General features: G+C 72.2%; 15 protein-coding genes. 12 read left to right on the forward strand and 3 right to left on the reverse strand.

Annotation, left to right across the window (positions count from 1 at the left end; translation table 11 throughout):
* Positions 1-7: 7 nt before the first annotated feature.
* The 4 genes from JEQ17_RS23675 (at position 8) to JEQ17_RS23690 (ending at position 3780) form a co-directional block, all read left to right on the forward strand.
* Entirely contained in the window at positions 8-379 is a 372-nt protein-coding gene (locus JEQ17_RS23675) for a winged helix-turn-helix transcriptional regulator (RefSeq protein WP_200397085.1), read from the forward strand.
* 156 nt (positions 380-535) lie between these two features.
* Positions 536-1969: a DUF2252 domain-containing protein gene (locus JEQ17_RS23680; RefSeq protein WP_200397086.1), complete on the forward strand. Its 1434-nt coding sequence runs from the start codon at positions 536-538 to the stop codon at positions 1967-1969.
* A gap of 249 nt (positions 1970-2218) precedes the next feature.
* Positions 2219-3325 carry a J domain-containing protein gene (locus JEQ17_RS23685; RefSeq protein WP_407700077.1) on the forward strand — a complete coding sequence of 369 codons (1107 nt, stop codon included), beginning with the start codon at positions 2219-2221 and terminating at the stop codon, positions 3323-3325.
* Positions 3326-3450: 125 nt separating this feature from the next.
* Positions 3451-3780, forward strand: coding sequence for a rhodanese-like domain-containing protein (locus JEQ17_RS23690; RefSeq protein ID WP_200401672.1), 330 nt, complete (start codon positions 3451-3453; stop codon positions 3778-3780).
* A gap of 127 nt (positions 3781-3907) precedes the next feature.
* Here the strand turns inward: JEQ17_RS23690 and JEQ17_RS23695 are convergent, their stop codons facing one another.
* Entirely contained in the window at positions 3908-5044 is a 1137-nt protein-coding gene (locus JEQ17_RS23695; protein ID WP_200397087.1) for an acyl-CoA dehydrogenase family protein, read from the reverse strand.
* 304 nt (positions 5045-5348) lie between these two features.
* On the opposite strand from JEQ17_RS23695, the gene JEQ17_RS23700 reads away from it, so the two are divergent.
* The 3 genes from JEQ17_RS23700 (at position 5349) to JEQ17_RS23710 (ending at position 8670) form a co-directional block, all read left to right on the forward strand.
* Entirely contained in the window at positions 5349-6320 is a 972-nt protein-coding gene (locus tag JEQ17_RS23700; protein WP_200397088.1) for a DUF5819 family protein, read from the forward strand.
* A gap of 326 nt (positions 6321-6646) precedes the next feature.
* Positions 6647-7867 carry an HTTM domain-containing protein gene (locus JEQ17_RS23705; RefSeq protein WP_200401673.1) on the forward strand — a complete coding sequence of 407 codons (1221 nt, stop codon included), beginning with the start codon at positions 6647-6649 and terminating at the stop codon, positions 7865-7867.
* Positions 7864-8670, forward strand: coding sequence for a TrmH family RNA methyltransferase (locus JEQ17_RS23710; RefSeq protein ID WP_200397089.1), 807 nt, complete (start codon positions 7864-7866; stop codon positions 8668-8670). Before JEQ17_RS23705 ends, JEQ17_RS23710 begins: the two co-directional genes overlap by 4 nt.
* A 90-nt stretch (positions 8671-8760) precedes the next feature.
* On the opposite strand, the gene paaN is transcribed toward JEQ17_RS23710, so the two are convergent.
* Positions 8761-10452 carry a phenylacetic acid degradation protein PaaN gene (gene paaN, locus JEQ17_RS23715; RefSeq protein ID WP_200397090.1) on the reverse strand — a complete coding sequence of 564 codons (1692 nt, stop codon included), beginning with the start codon at positions 10450-10452 and terminating at the stop codon, positions 8761-8763.
* 148 nt (positions 10453-10600) lie between these two features.
* Here paaN and JEQ17_RS23720 point away from each other — a divergent pair, with 148 nt between their 5' ends.
* Complete coding sequence (locus JEQ17_RS23720; RefSeq protein WP_200397091.1) at positions 10601-12115, forward strand: 3-hydroxyacyl-CoA dehydrogenase; 1515 nt, start codon at positions 10601-10603, stop codon at positions 12113-12115.
* Positions 12112-12702 (forward strand): TetR/AcrR family transcriptional regulator, encoded by a 591-nt coding sequence (locus JEQ17_RS23725; RefSeq protein ID WP_055613049.1) that lies wholly within the window; start codon positions 12112-12114, stop codon positions 12700-12702. The genes JEQ17_RS23720 and JEQ17_RS23725 overlap by 4 nt, the downstream gene beginning before the upstream one ends.
* A 36-nt stretch (positions 12703-12738) precedes the next feature.
* Here JEQ17_RS23725 and JEQ17_RS23730 read toward each other — a convergent pair whose 3' ends face one another.
* The gene (locus tag JEQ17_RS23730) at positions 12739-13239 is read right to left on the reverse strand and encodes an Lrp/AsnC family transcriptional regulator (protein WP_383393764.1); all 501 of its coding nucleotides are present in this window, start codon (positions 13237-13239) and stop codon (positions 12739-12741) included.
* Between the two features lie 173 nt (positions 13240-13412).
* Between JEQ17_RS23730 and pdhA the strand changes: the two genes are divergently transcribed.
* Genes pdhA through JEQ17_RS23745 form a run of 3 tightly spaced genes read left to right on the forward strand, consistent with a single transcriptional unit; the run spans position 13413 to position 17121 of the window.
* Positions 13413-14576: a pyruvate dehydrogenase (acetyl-transferring) E1 component subunit alpha gene (gene pdhA / locus JEQ17_RS23735; protein ID WP_200397092.1), complete on the forward strand. Its 1164-nt coding sequence runs from the start codon at positions 13413-13415 to the stop codon at positions 14574-14576.
* Positions 14573-15577, forward strand: a complete 1005-nt coding sequence (locus JEQ17_RS23740) for an alpha-ketoacid dehydrogenase subunit beta (RefSeq protein WP_200397093.1) — start codon at positions 14573-14575, stop codon at positions 15575-15577. Before pdhA ends, JEQ17_RS23740 begins: the two co-directional genes overlap by 4 nt.
* Positions 15577-17121: a dihydrolipoamide acetyltransferase family protein gene (locus JEQ17_RS23745; RefSeq protein WP_200397094.1), complete on the forward strand. Its 1545-nt coding sequence runs from the start codon at positions 15577-15579 to the stop codon at positions 17119-17121. Before JEQ17_RS23740 ends, JEQ17_RS23745 begins: the two co-directional genes overlap by 1 nt.
* The last annotated feature ends 7 nt before the right edge of the window (positions 17122-17128 follow it).

A 17128-nucleotide genomic window follows, 5' to 3' on the forward strand; every position in this document is an offset into this window, starting at 1 on the left:
TGAGGGCATGGCGGTCCAGGAAAACCACGACGCTGCGTCGTGCAGGCGCGTGGACAACGGCATCACCCAGGTCTTCCAGGTGCTCGGAAAGCGCTGGACGGGCCCGATCGTGGCCGTGCTCCTGCCCGCCCCCGTGCACTTCGCCGATCTGCGCCGTGCCATCCCCGGCATCAGCGAGCGCATGCTCTCCGACCGGCTCACCGAGCTGGCGACGGTCGGGCTGGTGGTCCGCGAGGTCGACGACGGGCCGCCGCTGCGGGTCTCCTACCGGCTGACGGAGGCGGGGGCGGCGTTGGAGCCCGCGCTGGGGGAGCTGGGCGCGTGGGCGAAGACGTATCTGGCCGAGGACGGGCGCTGCCAGGAGCAGTTCCGGAAGTAGCGCCGGCACCGCCCGCGAGCCGTCTTCGGCGCCGAGTCGGCGCTGATCTGGGTGTTTTCCACAGCCGCGGAGTTGTCCACAGGGGCTCACACGGATCGACGCCCGGCGGTACGGTCGTCTCGAAATCGATGTTCGTGTGCGGGGGAGGCGGTTCGGGTGAGCGAGACCGGTGGTGTGGTGGCCGGGGCGGCAAGGGTTCCGGCGGTGCGCGGGTTCGCGCGACCGTCCGGGGAGGGCCCGGCCAAGGGGCAGGTTTCGCCCAAGGAGGAGGGCAAGGCGCTGCGGGACAGCGTCCCGCGCAGTGCGCACGCCTCCATCGACACGAACGGCGACCGCCCGGACGCGGTGACCGCGGTCGACGCGTCCAACCACGGCCGGATCCCCGGGCTCACGCCGATCCGGATCGGCCGGATGGCGGCCACCCCCTTCGCCTTCCTGCGCGGTTCTGCCGGACTCATGGCCTACGACCTGGCGCGTACGCCGCTGACCGGCATCGGTGCCCAGATCTGCGGCGACGCGCACGCGGCGAACTTCGGTCTGTACGGGGACGCGCGCGGCGGCCTCGTCATGGACCTGAACGACTTCGACGAAACGGTCCACGGGCCGTGGGAATGGGACCTGAAGCGGCTCACGACCTCGCTGGTGCTCGCCGGCCGGGAAGCGGGGGCCGACGAGGACACTTGCCGCAAGGCGGCGTACTTCGCGACCGGTTCGTACCGGCGCACCATGCGGCTGCTCGCCAAGCTCCCGGTCCTGGACGCGTGGAACGCCATCGCGGACGAGGAACTGGTCTCGCACACGGACGCCCACGATCTGCTCGGCACGCTGGAGCGGGTCTCGGAGAAGGCCCGTGGCAACACCAGTGGGCGGTTCGCGGCCAAGTCGACCGAGGTCGTGGAGGGCGGCGGGCGCCGCTTCGTCGACGCTCCGCCGGTGCTGCGACGCGTGCCGGACGACGAGGCTTCCGCGGTCGCGCGGTCGCTGGAGGAGTATCTGGCCTCGCTCTCCGAGGACCGCCTCCCGCTCCTCGCGCGCTACGCGGTGCACGACGTGGCGTTCCGCGTGGTCGGCACGGGCAGCGTGGGCACGCGTTCGTACGTGGTGCTGCTCCTCGACCACCGCGGTGAGGCCCTCGTCCTCCAGGTGAAGGAGGCCCGTACGTCCGTCCTGGTGCCGCATCTGGCGACGATCGGCCTCCCGGTGCCCGAGGTCGCGCACGAGGGCCGCCGGGTCGTTCTCGGCCAGAAGCGGATGCAGGTCGTCAGCGACATCCTCCTCGGCTGGACGTCGGTCGAGGGGCGCCCCTTCCAGGTACGGCAGTTCCGCAACCGCAAGGGCAGCGTCGATCCGGCGGCGCTGGCCGCGGACCAGATAGACGACTACGCCCGGATGACAGGGGCTCTGCTGGCGCGGGCGCACGCGCACAGCGCCGATCCACGGCTCATCGCGGGGTACTGCGGCAAGAGTGAGGAACTGGACGAGGCGGTCGCTACCTTCTCGGTGGCCTACGCGGACCGGACCGAGGCCGACCACGCGGAGCTGGTGACGGCCGTGCGGGCGGGGCGGATCGTGGGAGAGCTGGGGGTCTGAACGTCCGAGAGCCTGCGTGCCTGCGCGCCGGAGGTCGGGGGCGCGGGGCCGAGGGCCGAGGCCGGGAGCCGGGAAGCACGGAAGCCAGGAAGCCGGAGGCTGGGAACTGGGGAAACGGGGAGCCGAGAAGCCGGGGACTTGAACGGTGACGGGCTGAGGGCGGGAGGCCGGGGAGCCGGTGGCAGGGGTGAAAGTCCTTGTCCCAGGCGGGTTCCGGTGGCCGGTGCAGCCGTGGCCTAGGCTGGGCGGGTGACCACCCCGGAAGCTGAGCAGTCCCCGTCCGAGCCGTCGTCCGAGCCCTCCGCGGAGCGGGTCGCCGGTGAGCCGCGCGCCAGTGAGCCTGGCGGCGACAAGGCGCACGTCGGCGAGGCGCACGTCGAGGATGTGCCGTCCTCCGAGCCCTCCGTCGAGGTGGATGCCGAGCCGTCTGCCGAGGTGGATGCCGAGCCGTCTGTCGAGGCAGGTGCCGAATCGGGCGCCGGTGCGTCGACGGGGGCGGTCGGAGGCGACGAGGTGGTGGGGGACGATCCCGTCGGTGATGTCGCCGAACCCGACGCCGGGGGTGAAGAGGCGGAGCGGCCCGAGGCGCGGCTGGAGCGGGCTGTTCGGGCGGCCGAGCAGGCGTTGATCGAGTTCGAGATCGCGGTGGAGACGTTCCGGGTCGAGGTGGAGAACTTCTCCCGGCTGCACCACCAGAAGCTCGGGCCGATGTACTCGCGGCTCGACGAGCTGGACGCACAGATCGCCGAGGCGCGGGCCGCGAGCACCGGTGACCCGGAGGACGTGCGCAAGGCACAGGAGGCGCGGGCCCGCGTCATGCCGATGCCGGGGATCGAGGAGTTGTTCCACGACTGGCTCGACTCGGACGGGCTGTCCCCCGAGGCTTCGGCCATGCTGACCGAGCAGCCGGTGCGGCCGCCGCAGCGGGTCAGGCCGAGCGACGAGGCCCGCAAGCTCTACCGGGAGCTGGTCCGCAAGGCGCACCCGGACCTGGCGCAGGACGACACTGAGCGCGCTCGGCGCGACGAGTTCATCTCCCGGGTCAACGCGGCGTACGGCCGTGGGGACGAGCCGCTGCTCCGGGAGCTGTCCGAGGAGTGGGCCGCGGGACCTGTGGCCGAGGAATGGCGCCCGAGCCGTAGCGAGGAGCTCTACGCCCGGCTCGAATGGCTCGCCCAGCGCAAGGAACTGCTCGCGCTCGTCGCCCGCGACCTGGAGGAGAGCGCGATCGGCGCGATGCTCAAGATGGCGCCGGACGACCCCGACCGGCTGCTGGAGGAGATCGCCGAGCAGCTGCTGGCGCAGGTGAGCGAGCGGGAGGCCGAGCTGGCGGGCCTGCTCGGCAGCGGCGCCTGAGGGCAGACCTCCGGTGACGTCGGCCCTGGGGCCGGCGGTGTCCGACCGCGTTCGTTCGCGTACCCCGGGCCGAGTTGCGGAGCGGTCCGGTCGGGTAGCGTCGGGGCATGAGTTTCGGAGCTGGTGTGCCCACGGTCGAGGTCTCGGATCTCGCGGACGGTGACTTCCTGCTGGACGTCCGGGAGGACGACGAGTGGCAGGCGGGTCACGCCGAAGGAGCGCTGCACATTCCCATCAGTGACTTCGTCGCACGCTACGGCGAGCTGACCGAGGCGGCGCCGCAGGACGGCAGGGTCCATGTGATCTGCCGCTCCGGGGGCCGTTCGGCACAGGTCGCGATGTACCTGGTCCAGCAGGGCATCGACGCGGTGAACGTCGACGGCGGCATGCAGGTCTGGGCGGCCGCGGGCCGTCCTGTGGTGAACGCGGAGGGGCAGTCCGGGTTCGTGCTCTAGCCGACCCGGGGCGGCCGGGTCTCCTGGCCGCCCGTCTGTCTCAAGGCCCCTCGCTCATCCCAGAGCCTTGGTTCGGCACAACGCCTCGCGCTCATCCCTGAGCCTCGGGTTCGTCCCAAGGGTGCGCTCATCCCAAGGGATGCGCCGCCAGCAGGTCGCCCAGTGTCTCCTCGTGTGCTGCCGCCGGGCCGAGTGAGAGTTCCAGGTGTTTGGCCCAGGCGTGGTAGCGGTGCAGGGGGTAGTCGGTGTCCGCGCCGATGCCGCCGTGCAGATGCTGTGCGGTCTGCACGACACGGCGTACGCCCTCGGAGGCCCAGATCTTGGCGACGGCGATGTCACCCGAAGCGGGGAGCGCCCCGCTCGCCCCCGAGCTGATCCGCCACGCGGCCTGCCAGAGGGTCGCCTCCATCGCGCGCAGGTCGATGTAGCGGTCGGCGGCCTGCACGGCCACGGCCTGGAACGTGGCGACCGGGAAGCCGAACTGCTCCCGCTTGCTGGTGTATTCGCTCGTCATCCTGAGCACTCCTTCACCCAGCCCGAGCGCCAGCGCGCACGTCCCGGTGGCGAGCAGGTCGCGCAGCGACTCCCAGGCTCCGTCGGCGTCGATGACGTCACGGGCGGGAACGCGTACGGAATCCAGCCGGAGTTCGCCGAGCCGCTCGCCCGTTGTCGAGAACTGCTCGGCGAGCAGCGCGCCTTCGTGGACGCGGGGGACAAGGGCGAGCACGGAGCGGCCCGAGTCGCTGCTCAGCGCGGGTACGAGGACGAAGTCGGCGTTCTGCGCCCAGGGGACGGCCGTCTGCATCCCGTCCAGCACCCACTGGTCGCCCTCCGGCCGTGCGGTCACGGCGAGTTCGGCGCCGTCGTGGCCGGTGCGTCCGTTCGCGGCGACCGTCAGGACCAGCTCACCCCGGCCGGTCCGGGCGAGCAGGTCCGCCTTCAACTCCTCGCCGCCGTACGTCTGCACGGTCACCGCGGCCGCGGTGCTCTCCAGCAACGGCACCCGCGCGAGCACCTTCGCGGACTCGCGCAGCACCAGACAGAGCGCGACGGCGTCCAGGCCCGCGCCGCCGTGGCGGTCGTCGAGCAACAGGCTCAGCAGGTCCGCGTCGGCGAGTTTCGCCCACAGCGCGCGGTCGAAGTCGTCCGCGACGGCGCCGGCGGTGAGCGCGGGACTGGGCACACCGTCCGGCGCGACCCCCGCGAACACCGCCCTCGCCGCTTCCACGGCCGCCTGCTGCTCCTCGGTGAAGGTGAAGTCCACGGCCTTGTCCCTCCGGCGGATCCGGTGATCTGGCGGAGCGCAAAGATAGAACAGGTTCTACAAGAAGGGAACGGTGCGGGCGGGTCGGTCCTGCGGGCACCGGCGGGCTCCCGACCGATCGGTCGGCGTGTTCGATTTGAGGAGAGGTGAGGGTCGTAAGGTGTCAACCGCTGTGGATAACCTCGTGGCCTCTGTGACCCATGGGACTGTGCTGGGCGGCCGGGCCTGAGTACCGTGCCGGTGCGACCGTCGCGGGGTGGGCGACGGGAATCGGACAGACTTCGGGAAGCGGGAACGGGGCGGAATGGACGCGTACGACAAGGGCTCGAACGCCCGGCCCGTGCCGGGCGAGCCCCCGGCCGCCGTCCCCGACAGCCTTCCGCCGGAGGGCCACGAGACCTCGGACGATCACGGTACTCCGGGTACCCATGAGCCCCTGAGCGGGCGGAACCCCTCCGGCGAGGCTCCCGCCCGGATCCCCCAGCAGTACGGTGACCAGCAAGGCGACGAGCAGCGGTTCGACGGGCAGGACGACCCGCAGTACGACGAGCAGTACGACGACACGGCCCTCGCCGGTCCCCCGCTTCCCCCTCAGGCCGGCATCGCCGCCCTCTCCCTCCCCTTTCAGATCGCCGCGGCGCTCGCGCTCGCCGTCGTCGCGGTCGCCGCCTGCGTGCACGTCGGCATGGTCTTCCTGCATGTCGCGCCGTCGAACACGGTCACCAAGCAGCACGGGCAGGCGATCGACGAGTGGATCTACCCCGAGTTCGAGCAGAACTGGAAGCTCTTCGCGCCCGACCCGCTGCAGCAGAACATCGCGGTCCAGGTCCGTGCCGAGGTGCGGGCCGCGGACGGTGACATCAGGACGACCCGCTGGTACGACCTCTCCGCGCTGGACGGCGCCGCCATCGACGGCAACCTGCTGCCCAGCCACACCCAGCAGAACGAGCTGCGCCGGGCCTGGGACTTCTTCGTGGCCACGCACGACAACGCGAACCGTCCGAACGGCCTGCGCGGCGCCCTCTCGGAGAAGTATCTGCGCCGCATCGTGGTCCTGCGGCTCGACCGTGAGCAGGCCGGTGGCCGGGGCGCGGCCGTGCAACAGGTCCAGGTCCGCTCCCGTACGACCAATGTGCCGCCTCCGAAGTGGAGCCAGGAGCAGGTGTCCGACAAGCCCATCGTCCGCGAGCTGCCCTGGTGGCCGGTCTCGGAGGCCGACCGGGCGGCCGGGACGCGGCCCGCGGAGTCCACGGGGACGGAGGCGAGCGCCCGATGAGCGACCTCGGCCACGACCCGACGGACAGCCATGACCCGACGGACAACCACGACCCCAAGCCCTCCCCGCCGGACAACCAAGACCGCCCGGGCAACCGTGACCGCGGCCCGACCCCGATCGCTGCCCCGGCCGCTGCTCCAGTCGGCGCCCCAGTCGGCGCCCCAGCCAGTGCGCCGATCGGCGCGCCGGCGAGCACCCCCGACCACCACCGGACGAGCAGCCCCGGCCGGGACCGGACGCGCGACCTCGGTCGGGAGCGGCTGGCCGGGCGGATAAGCCGGTTCGACCGGAAGCAGCGCGTCGACCGGACCCTCGCGCACGCCATCATGCGCGTCACCGGCGAGGCGCTCGGCCCGTACCAGAGCGCCGTGATCCGCATAGGCTTCGCCGGGACCTGGCTGCTGTTCCTGCTGCGGGAATTCCCGCACCGGGAGGAGATGTACGGGCCCGACGGCCCCTGGAGCTGGGATCTCGCCCAGCAGCTCATCGCGAACAACCACGCCTTCACGGCCCTGATGTGGGCCGACGGCCAGGTCTGGTTCGGGATCGTCTACGCGTTCGCCGTACTGTCCAGCCTTCTGCTGATGCTCGGCTGGCGCACCCGGACCATGTCCGTGCTCTTCATGGTCGGCGTGCTCTCCCTGCAGAACCGCAGCATCTTCATGGGGGACGGCGGCGACAACGTCATCCACCTCATGGCGATCTACCTCGTGCTCACGCGCTGCGGCCGGGTCTGGTCGCTGGACGAGCGGCGGGAGCGCCGGGCCCGGGAGGCACGCGCGCGTGGAGCATGGGTCGGCCCGGACAGGGCCGGTCCCGCCCTCTGGACGGTGCTCGGCCTCGTGCTGGCCGCGGCCACGCTCGCGGGGAAGATCGACGGCGGCTTTCTCGGCGGCTGGCGGGCCGTCTACTGGGGGCTGTGGGCCGTACAGGGCCTGTGGTGGCTGGCCGGACGGTACGGCCGGAGCGTCCAGCCCCGCATCCTCCTCGACGTGGTCGCCAACCTCGTCCACAACGCCGCCCTCTTCGTGATCATGGCCGAGGCGTGTCTGATCTACGCGACCGCCGGCTGGTACAAGATCCAGGGTTCGCGCTGGCAGGACGGCACCGCCGTCTACTACCCCCTCCACCTGGACTACTTCTCCCCCTGGCCGGCCCTCTCCGATCTGCTGTCCGCGAGCGGCACACTGATGTTGCTGGTGACGTACGGGACGGTGATCGTGCAGGTCGCCTTCCCCTTCACGCTGTTCAACCGGCGGGTGAAGAACGTCCTGCTGGCCGCGATGATGACCGAGCACGCCGTGATCGCCGTCGTGCTGGGCCTGCCGTTCTTCTCGCTCGCGATGATCGCCGCCGACGCCGTGTTCCTGCCGACGTCCTTCCTGCGCCGCGTGGGCGGATGGGTGGCACGCGCGCGTGGAGGGCTGTTTTCGCGTCTGGGCCGTACGCGTACGCTCCCGGGGCTCCGCAAGGAGCCCCCGCGCCCCCCGGAGACGGCCGAGACCGCAGAGACGGCCGAGCACCCGCACGTAGGCTTCACGGCATGACGGACGACCCCCACGACCTCGACCCCGTCGACCCACGCGACCCCGAGCCACGCGACCTCGACCCACGCGACCTCGACCCCGTGAGCGCCTGGCACCGGCTCGCCGGCACCTCCGTGCTGCTCGACGGCTTCCACGCCCTCAAGCACGCCGTGCGCTTCCGGGCCGAGATCCCGGTGGCCGTCACCGCCGACCGACAGGCCGCGCTCGCCCTGGCCGACGACCTGGCCCCGGACGTACGGGACACACTGGACGCCCTCCTGACGGAGGTCCCGCGGGCCGCGTACGAAGCGCTCGTCGCCCGCCCGCACCCCACCGCCGTGGCCGCCCTGGCGGTACGGCCCGAGCGTGCCGCCAACCTGCGGGCGCTGGCCCGCACGCCCCGCGGCGCGCCCGTGGTCGTCCTCGACCAGCCGCGCAACCTCGGCAACGCGGGGGCCGTGATCCGGCTCGCGGCCGGTTTCGGCGCGACGGGGGTCGTCACGACCGGCACGCTCGATCCGTGGCATCCCACGGTGGTGCGCGCCGGGGCGGGCCTGCACTTCGCCACGGCCGTCGAGCGGCTGACCGTGGACGAGCTGCCCGCCGGGCCGGTGTTCGCCCTCGACCCCGAGGGCGAGGACATCCGGTCGCTGAAGCTCCCGGACGATGCCGTCCTCGCCTTCGGCTCCGAGCGGAGCGGGTTGTCCGGTGAACTGCGCGCCCGCACGGACCACTTGGTCTCGCTGCCGATGCGGCCCCAGGTGTCCAGCTACAACCTCGCCACCAGCGTGGCGATGACGCTGTTCCACTGGAGTGCCTCGTAGGCACGGGGCGCCCCATCAGGGGCGCGGGGAACTGCGCGACCAGCCACAATGGTCCGCAGCCGCAGGACGTCCCGCGCCCCGGCGAAATCCTCACGCCTCCCTGCGAACCTCCACCACGCGGAAGCGGTTGGCCACGAACGCCCCGTCGCACAGCGCGGCGTTCGCCGCCGGGTTGCCGCCCGACCCGTGGAAGTCCGAGAACGCGGCGGTCTGGTTGACGTAGACCCCGCCGGTCAGGTTGAGCGAGAGCTGGGCGCACTCCTCCAGGCAGGCCTCCTGGACGGCCTCCTCGACCTCCTCCGAGGTCGTGTACGCGCCCACCGTCATCGCGCCCTTGTTGGCGATGGTCCGCCGCAGCAGTGCCACGGCGTCCGCCGCCGAGTCGACCGCGACCGCGAAGGAGACGGGGCCGAAGCACTCGTTCATGAACGCGGCCTGGTCGTCCGGCTTGGCGCCGTCCAGCTTCACGATCACCGGGGTGCGTACGACCGCGTCGGGGAAGTCGGGGTTGGCGATCTCCCGTGAGGCGAGGGCGACTTCGCCGAGGCCCGCGGCCGCCTCCAGGCGGGCCTTCACATCCGGGTTCACGATCGCGCCCAGCAGGCCGTTCGCCCGGGCGTCGTCCCCGAGGAGTCCGCCGACCGACCTGGCGAGGTCGGCGACCACCTCGTCGTACGTCCTGGGGCCCTCCTCCGTACGGATGCCGTCGCGGGGGATCAGGAGGTTCTGCGGGGTCGTGCACATCTGGCCGCTGTAGAGGGACAAGGAGAATGCGAGGTTCGACAGCATTCCCTTGTAGTTGTCGGTCGACTCCACGAGCACCGTGTTGACGCCGGCCTTCTCCGTGTAGACCTGCGCCTGGCGGGCGTTGGCCTCCAGCCAGTCGCCGAACGCCGTCGAGCCCGTGTAGTCGATGATCCGGATCTCCGGGCGTGTCGCCAGGGTCTTGGCGATGCCCTCGCCCGCCCGCTCGGCGGCCAGCGCTACCAGGTTCGGGTCGAAGCCGGCCTCGGCGAGCACCTCGCGGGCCACCTGGACGGTGAGCGCGAGCGGCAGCACCGCGCGCGGGTGGGGCTTCACGAGGACCGCGTTGCCCGTGGCAAGGGAGGCGAACAGGCCCGGATAGCCGTTCCACGTCGGGAAGGTGTTGCAGCCGATCACCAGCGCGACACCGCGCGGCACCGGCGTGAACCGCTTGGTCAGCGCGATCGGGTCGCGCTTGCCCTGGGGCTTCGTCCACTCGGCGTCGTCGGGGGTGCGGACCTGCTCCACGTACGCGTACGCCACCGCCTCCAGGCCGCGGTCCTGCGCGTGCGGGCCGCCCGCCTGGAACGCCATCATGAAGGCCTGGCCGCTGGTGTGCATGACCGCGTGCGCGAACTCGTGGGTGCGGTCGCTGATCCGCTTGAGGATCTCCAGACACACCACCGCGCGCATCTCCGCGCCGGCGTCGCGCCACGCGCGCTGCCCCGCGCGCATGGCGGGCAGCAGGGTGTCGACGTCCGCGTGCGGGTACGTGACGCCCAACTCGATTCCGTACGGCGAGACCTCGCCGCCCACCCAGTCGTCGGTGCCGGGCTGGCCGAGGTCGAGGCGGCCGCCCAGGAGGGCGTCGAAGGCGGCCTTGCCCGCCGCCATGTCCAGGCTGCCGTTCTCCCCGTACGCCTTGGGGTGTTCGGGGTGTGGCGACCAGTACGCGCGCGTGCGGATCGCTTCCAGCGCCTGGTCGAGGGTGGGCCGGTGCTGTGCGATCAGCTGGTGCGCGGTGAGTTCGGCGGCCATGAGGGACCAACTCCTCGTCTCATGAGCTCTCCGTCGAGCTCACGACCTGGGCAGAAACGGGCGGACAGAGTTAGAGTAACCGAACGATCGGTCGGGACAAGGGGGTCCGCTGAACCTGTGGACAACCCCGTGCGGGAGGATCGCGAGCATGACAGCACTCGACCTCGCCGGCCCCGTGGCCGTCGTCGGTACCGGCACCATGGGCCAGGGCATCGCCCAGGTCGCGCTCGTCGCGGGCCACCCCGTACGGCTGTACGACGCCGTGCCGGGCCGTGCCGGGGCCGCGGCCGACGCGATCGCCGCACGCCTCGACCGGCTCGTCGAGAAGGACCGGCTGACCGGCGCCGAACGGGACGCCGCCCGCGCGCGTCTGCGCCCCGCCGAGAGCCTCGCCGAACTCGCCGACTCCGGGCTGGTCGTCGAAGCCGTCCTGGAGCGCCTGGACGTCAAACAGCAGCTGCTGCGCGAGCTGGAGGACGTCGTCGACGACGACTGTCTGCTCGCCACGAACACCTCCTCCCTGTCGGTGACCGCGATCGGCGGCGCCCTGCGCAATCCCGGCCGTTTCGTGGGGCTGCACTTCTTCAACCCCGCGCCGCTGCTGCCGCTCGTGGAGGTCGTCTCCGGGTTCGCGACCGACGTCACGTCGGCCACGCGCGCGTACGAGATGGCCCGCGCCTGGGGGAAGACCCCGGTCGCCTGCGCCGACACCCCGGGCTTCATCGTCAACCGCATCGCGCGGCCCTTCTACGCCGAGGCCTTCGCGGTCTACGAGGCCCAGGCCGCCGACCCCGCCACGATCGACGCGGTCCTGCGCGAGTCGGGGGGCTTCCGGATGGGCGCCTTCGAACTGACCGATCTCATCGGCCAGGACGTCAACGAGTCCGTCACGCGCTCCGTGTGGGAGGCCTTCTTCCAGGACGTGCGGTTCACGCCCTCGCTGGCCCAGCGCAGGCTCGTCGAGTCGGGCCGCCACGGCCGCAAGTCGGGGCACGGCTGGTACGACTACGGGGACGAGGGCGAGCGTCCCGAGCCGCACACCGCGGAGAAGGTCCAGCCGCCCGCGTACGTCGTCGCCGAGGGCGATCTGGGCCCGGCGTCCGAGCTGCTCGCGCTGATCCGCGAGGCGGGCATCCAGGTCCGCGAGGACGAGGAGGACCACGGCACCCGGCTGGTGCTGCCGAGCGGCGGTCAGCTGGCCCTCGCGGACGGCCAGACCGCCGTCGAGTTCCGTGACGTCGTCTACTTCGACCTGGCGCTCGACTACCGCCGGGCGACCAGGATCGCCCTGTCCCACTCGCAGGACACCCAGACCCAGACTCTCGCCGAGGCCACCGGGCTCTTCCAGGCGCTCGGCAAGGACGTCAGCGTCATCGGGGACGTGCCCGGCCTGATCGTCGCCCGCACGGTGGCCCGCATCGTCGACCTGGCGCACGACGCCGTCGCCAAGGGAGTGGCCACCGAGGAGGACATCGACACGGCGATGCGCCTGGGCGTCAACTACCCCCTGGGGCCCTTCGAATGGAGCCGCAGGCTGGGCAGGAGCTGGGCCTACGACGTCCTGGACGACCTGCACATGCGCGACCCTTCGGGGCGTTACGCGCCGTCCCTCGCGCTCTACCGCCACGCGTACGCCTCGGAGAAGCGGGAGGGCACCCCATGACCACCGCCAAGCGCGACACCTACACCCCGGAGACGCTGCTCTCCGTGGCCGTGCGGGTCTTCAACGAGCGCGGCTACGACGGCACCTCCATGGAGCACCTCTCCAAGGCGGCGGGCATCTCCAAGTCGTCGATCTACCATCACGTCACGGGCAAGGAGGAGCTGCTGCGCCGGGCCGTCAGCCGGGCGCTCGACGGCCTCTTCGGGATCCTGGACGAGGAGCACGCGCGCGTGGGGCGTGCCGTGGAGCGCCTGGAGTACGTCACCCGGCGCATGGTCGAGGTCCTCACCGCCGAGCTGCCGTACGTGACGCTGCTGCTGCGCGTGCGCGGCAACACCGACGCGGAGCGATGGGCCCTGGAGCGGCGCCGGGACTTCGACCACCGGGTGGCCGAGCTCCTGAGGGCCGCGGCCGCCGACGGGGACGTACGCGTCGACGTGGAGTTCCGGCTCGCGACGCGGCTGGTCTTCGGGATGATCAACTCGATCGTGGAGTGGTACCGCCCCGACGGGCGGGGCATGGGCGAGCGCGAGGTCGCCGACGCGGTGGTGCGGCTGGTCTTCGGAGGGCTCCGGCAGGAGGACTGAGGCACAGAAGGAGCCCGAAGCCTCCAGAGACGCAGGTCACCCCTGCGGCTCCAGGTCCTCCTCCTCGAACACCAGCAGGGTCCTTGTGCTGAGCACCTCGGGGATGGCCTGGAGCCGGGTGAGCACCAGCTCGCGCAGCGCCCTGTTGTCGGGCGTGTGCACCAGCAGGAGGACGTCGAAGTCCCCGCCCACCAGAGCGATGTGGGAGGCCCCCGGGAGCGCCGTCAGCTGCTCGCGCACGGTGCGCCAGGAGTTCTGCACGATCTTGAGGGTGATGTACGCCGAGGTGCTGTGCCCCGCGCGCTCGTGGTTGACGCGGGCACCGAAGCCGCGGATCACACCGTCCTCGATGAGGCGGTTGATGCGCGCGTAGGCGTTCGCGCGCGACACGTGGACGCGCTCGGCCACGGACCGTATCGAGGCGCGGCCGTCCGCCTGGAGCATCTGGAGGATGTCCTGATCGATGGCGTCCAGCGGGCGCGGCGGCGGCAGGGAGGATCCCGCCTCCGGCCCCTCGGCCATTTGTTCAGGTGCCATGTCCCCCCGCCTCCCTACCATGGACGTACTGCGTCCATCTCAGGCTGTGGAGAACCGTTTGTCCACAGCCTGGAGGTGCCTGTAGCCAAAATGTGCCGACGACCGAACAATCGGTAGGTGAGGCGCGTCACTCTCGGCACGTCTCTCGAAGCCGCCCACGAGGAGGTGCCGACATGACGGTCATGGAGCAGCGAGGCGCATACCGGCCGACCCCGCCGCCCGCCTGGCAGCCCCGCACCGACCCCGCGCCGCTGCTGCCCGACGCGCTGCCCCACCGCGTCCTCGGCACCGAGGCGGCCGAGCGGGTCGATCCGGAGCTCCTGCGCCGGCTGTACGCGCAGCTGGTGCGAGGCCGCCGCTACAACGCGCAGGCCACGGCCCTCACCAAGCAGGGCCGCCTCGCCGTCTACCCCTCCTCCACCGGCCAGGAGGCCTGCGAGGTCGCCGCCGCGCTCGTCCTCGAAGAGCGAGACTGGCTCTTCCCCAGCTACCGCGACACGCTCGCCGCCGTCGCCCGGGGCCTCGACCCCGTCCAGGCGCTGACCCTGCTGCGCGGCGACTGGCACACCGGCTACGACCCGCACGAGCACCGGATTGCGCCCCTGTGCACACCGCTCGCCACCCAGCTCCCGCACGCCGTGGGCCTCGCGCACGCCGCCCGCCTCAAGGGTGACGACGTGGTCGCGCTCGCCCTGGTCGGCGACGGCGGCACCAGCGAGGGCGACTTCCACGAGGCGCTCAACTTCGCCGCCGTCTGGCAGGCCCCGGTCGTCTTCCTCGTACAGAACAACGGCTTCGCGATCTCCGTCCCGCTCGCCAAGCAGACCGCGGCCCCGTCGCTGGCCCACAAGGCCGTCGGCTACGGGATGCCCGGCCGCCTGGTCGACGGCAACGACGCAGCCGCCGTGCACGAGGTCCTCAGCGCCGCCGTCGCCCACGCGCGCGCGGGTGGCGGTCCCACGCTCGTGGAGGCGGTCACGTACCGCATGGAGGCGCACACGAACGCCGACGACGACAAGCGCTACCGCGGCGACTCCGAGGTCGAGGCCTGGCGCGCGCACGACCCGATCGCCCTCCTGGAGCACGAGCTGACCGAGCGCGGGCTGCTCGACGAGGCAGGGATGCGCGCCGCGCGCGAGGACGCCGAGGCGATGGCCGCTGACCTGCGCGAGCGCATGAACCAGGACCCCGCGCTCGACCCCATGGACCTCTTCGCGCACGTCTATGCCCAGCCCACGACACAACTTCTGGAACAGGAGGCACAGTTGCGGGCCGAGCTGGACGCCGAGGCGCGCCACCACGAGGGCGGGCACGAGTCGGAAGGGACGGCGCGATGACCACCGTCGCGGTGAAGCCGGCCACCATGGCGCAGGCCCTCGGGCGCGCCCTGCGGGACGCCATGGCCGACGACCCGACCGTGCACGTCATGGGCGAGGACGTCGGCACCCTCGGCGGAGTCTTCCGCGTCACCGACGGGCTCGCCAAGGAGTTCGGCGAGGACCGGGTCACGGACACACCGCTCGCCGAGGCGGGCATCCTCGGTACGGCCGTCGGCATGGCCATGTACGGGCTCAGGCCGGTCGTGGAGATGCAGTTCGACGCCTTCGCCTACCCGGCCTTCGAGCAGCTGATCTCGCACGTGGCCCGCATGCGCAACCGCACGCGCGGGGCGATGCCGCTGCCCATCACCGTGCGCGTGCCCTACGGGGGCGGCATCGGCGGCGTCGAGCACCACAGCGACTCCTCCGAGGCGTACTACATCGCGACCCCGGGCCTCCATGTCGTCACACCCGCGACGGTCGCCGACGCGTACGGGCTGCTGCGCGCCGCCATCGCCTCCGACGACCCGGTCGTCTTTCTGGAACCCAAGCGCCTGTACTGGTCGAAGGACACCTGGAACCCCGACGAGCCGCAGGCCGTGGACCCGATCGGCCGCGCGGTCGTGCGGCGCCACGGCCGCAGCGCCACGCTCATCACGTACGGGCCGTCGGTGCCCGTCTGCATGGAGGCCGCCGAGGCGGCCCGGGCCGAGGGCTGGGACCTCGAAGTCGTCGACCTGCGCTCCCTGGTGCCGTTCGACGACGAGACGGTCTCCGCGTCCGTACGACGCACCGGGCGGGCCGTCGTCGTGCACGAGTCGGGCGGCTTCGGCGGGCCCGGCGGGGAGATCGCCGCGCGGGTCACCGAGCGGTGCTTCCACTACCTGGAGGCGCCGGTGCTGCGCGTGGCCGGGTTCGACATCCCGTATCCGCCGCCGATGCTGGAGCGCCACCATCTGCCCGGCGTCGACCGGATCCTGGACGCGGTGGCGCGGCTGCAGTGGGAGGCACAGAGCTGATGGCACAGGTCCTGGAATTCAAGCTGCCCGACCTCGGTGAGGGGCTCACCGAGGCCGAGATCGTTCGCTGGCTCGTCCAGGTCGGCGATGTCGTCGCCGTCGACCAGCCCGTCGTCGAGGTGGAGACGGCCAAGGCGATGGTCGAGGTCCCCTGCCCGTACGGCGGCGTGGTCACGGCCCGCTACGGCGAAGAGGGCACCGAACTGCCCGTCGGCTCCCCGCTGCTGACGGTCGCGGTGGGGGCACCGGCCTCCGGCGCATCGGCTTCCGGCCCGATTGCTTCCGACTCCGAGGACGAGGGCTCCGGGAACGTACTCGTGGGCTACGGCACGCAGGCGCCTCCGGCGCGGCGCGGACGGCTGCGGCCGTCGGGGGCCGGGGCGGCACCGGGACGGCGGTCACCGGGTTTGTCCGACGGCGGGCCGGGCTCAGGACGGCATAACGGCGCTGGATCCGGATCCGCCTCCGGAGGCGGATCGGCTGGTGGCCGCCGTGCGGGCCTCCCCGACGCCGACCTGGCCGTGGCGGGGGCGCCCGTCGCTACTGGGTCCGGCACAGCCACCCGTCGTCCCGTACGGGACGAGGAGCAGGTCGCGGACGGGACCGGTGCCGATGCGGCGCGCCGGACCGACGGTCCCGTACCGGTGATCTCCCCGCTCGTGCGCCGGCTGGCCCGGGAGAACGGGCTCGACCTGCGGGAGCTGGCGGGCTCGGGGCCCGACGGGCTGATCACGCGCGCGGACGTCGAGCACGCCGCGCGGGCCGCCGGGTCCGCCCCGACCGTCGCACGGCCACCACAGATCGCGGCAACCGCGTCCGAACCGGCCCCGACGTCCACCACGTCCACGCACGCGCGTGGCACCCGTATCCCGCTCAAGGGCGTCCGAGGTGCGGTCGCCGACAAGCTCTCCCGGAGCCGGCGCGAGATCCCCGACGCGACCTGCTGGGTCGACGCCGACGCCACGGAACTGATGCAAGCGCGCGTGCGGATGAACGAGGCCGGCGGGCCGAAGATCTCACTCCTCGCCCTCCTCGCCCGTATCTGCACGGCCGCACTGGCCCGTTTCCCCGAGCTCAACTCGACGGTCGACATGGAAGCCCGGGAGGTCGTCCGGCTCGACGCCGTGCACCTCGGGTTCGCCGCGCAGACCGAGCGCGGGCTCGTCGTGCCGGTGGTGAAGGACGCGCACACGCGGGACGCGGAGTCCCTGAGCGCGGAGTTCGCCCGGCTCACGGAGGCGGCACGGACCGGGACGCTCACACCGGCGGAACTCACCGGCGGGACCTTCACGTTGAACAACTACGGGGTGTTCGGCGTCGACGGCTCCACCCCGATCATCAACCACCCCGAGGCGGCCATGCTCGGCGTCGGCCGGATCGTCCCCAAGCCCTGGGTGCACGAGGGCGAGCTGGCGGTGCGGCAGGTCGTGCAGCTCTCGCTCACCTTCGACCACCGGGTGTGCGACGGCGGCACGGCGGGCGGATTCCTCCGGTATGTGGCGGACTGTGTGGAACAGCCCGCGGTCCTGCTGCGGACCCTGTAGCCCCCTC

It is taken from the genome of Streptomyces liliifuscus, assembly GCF_016598615.1.
GTDB lineage: Bacteria > Actinomycetota > Actinomycetes > Streptomycetales > Streptomycetaceae > Streptomyces > Streptomyces liliifuscus.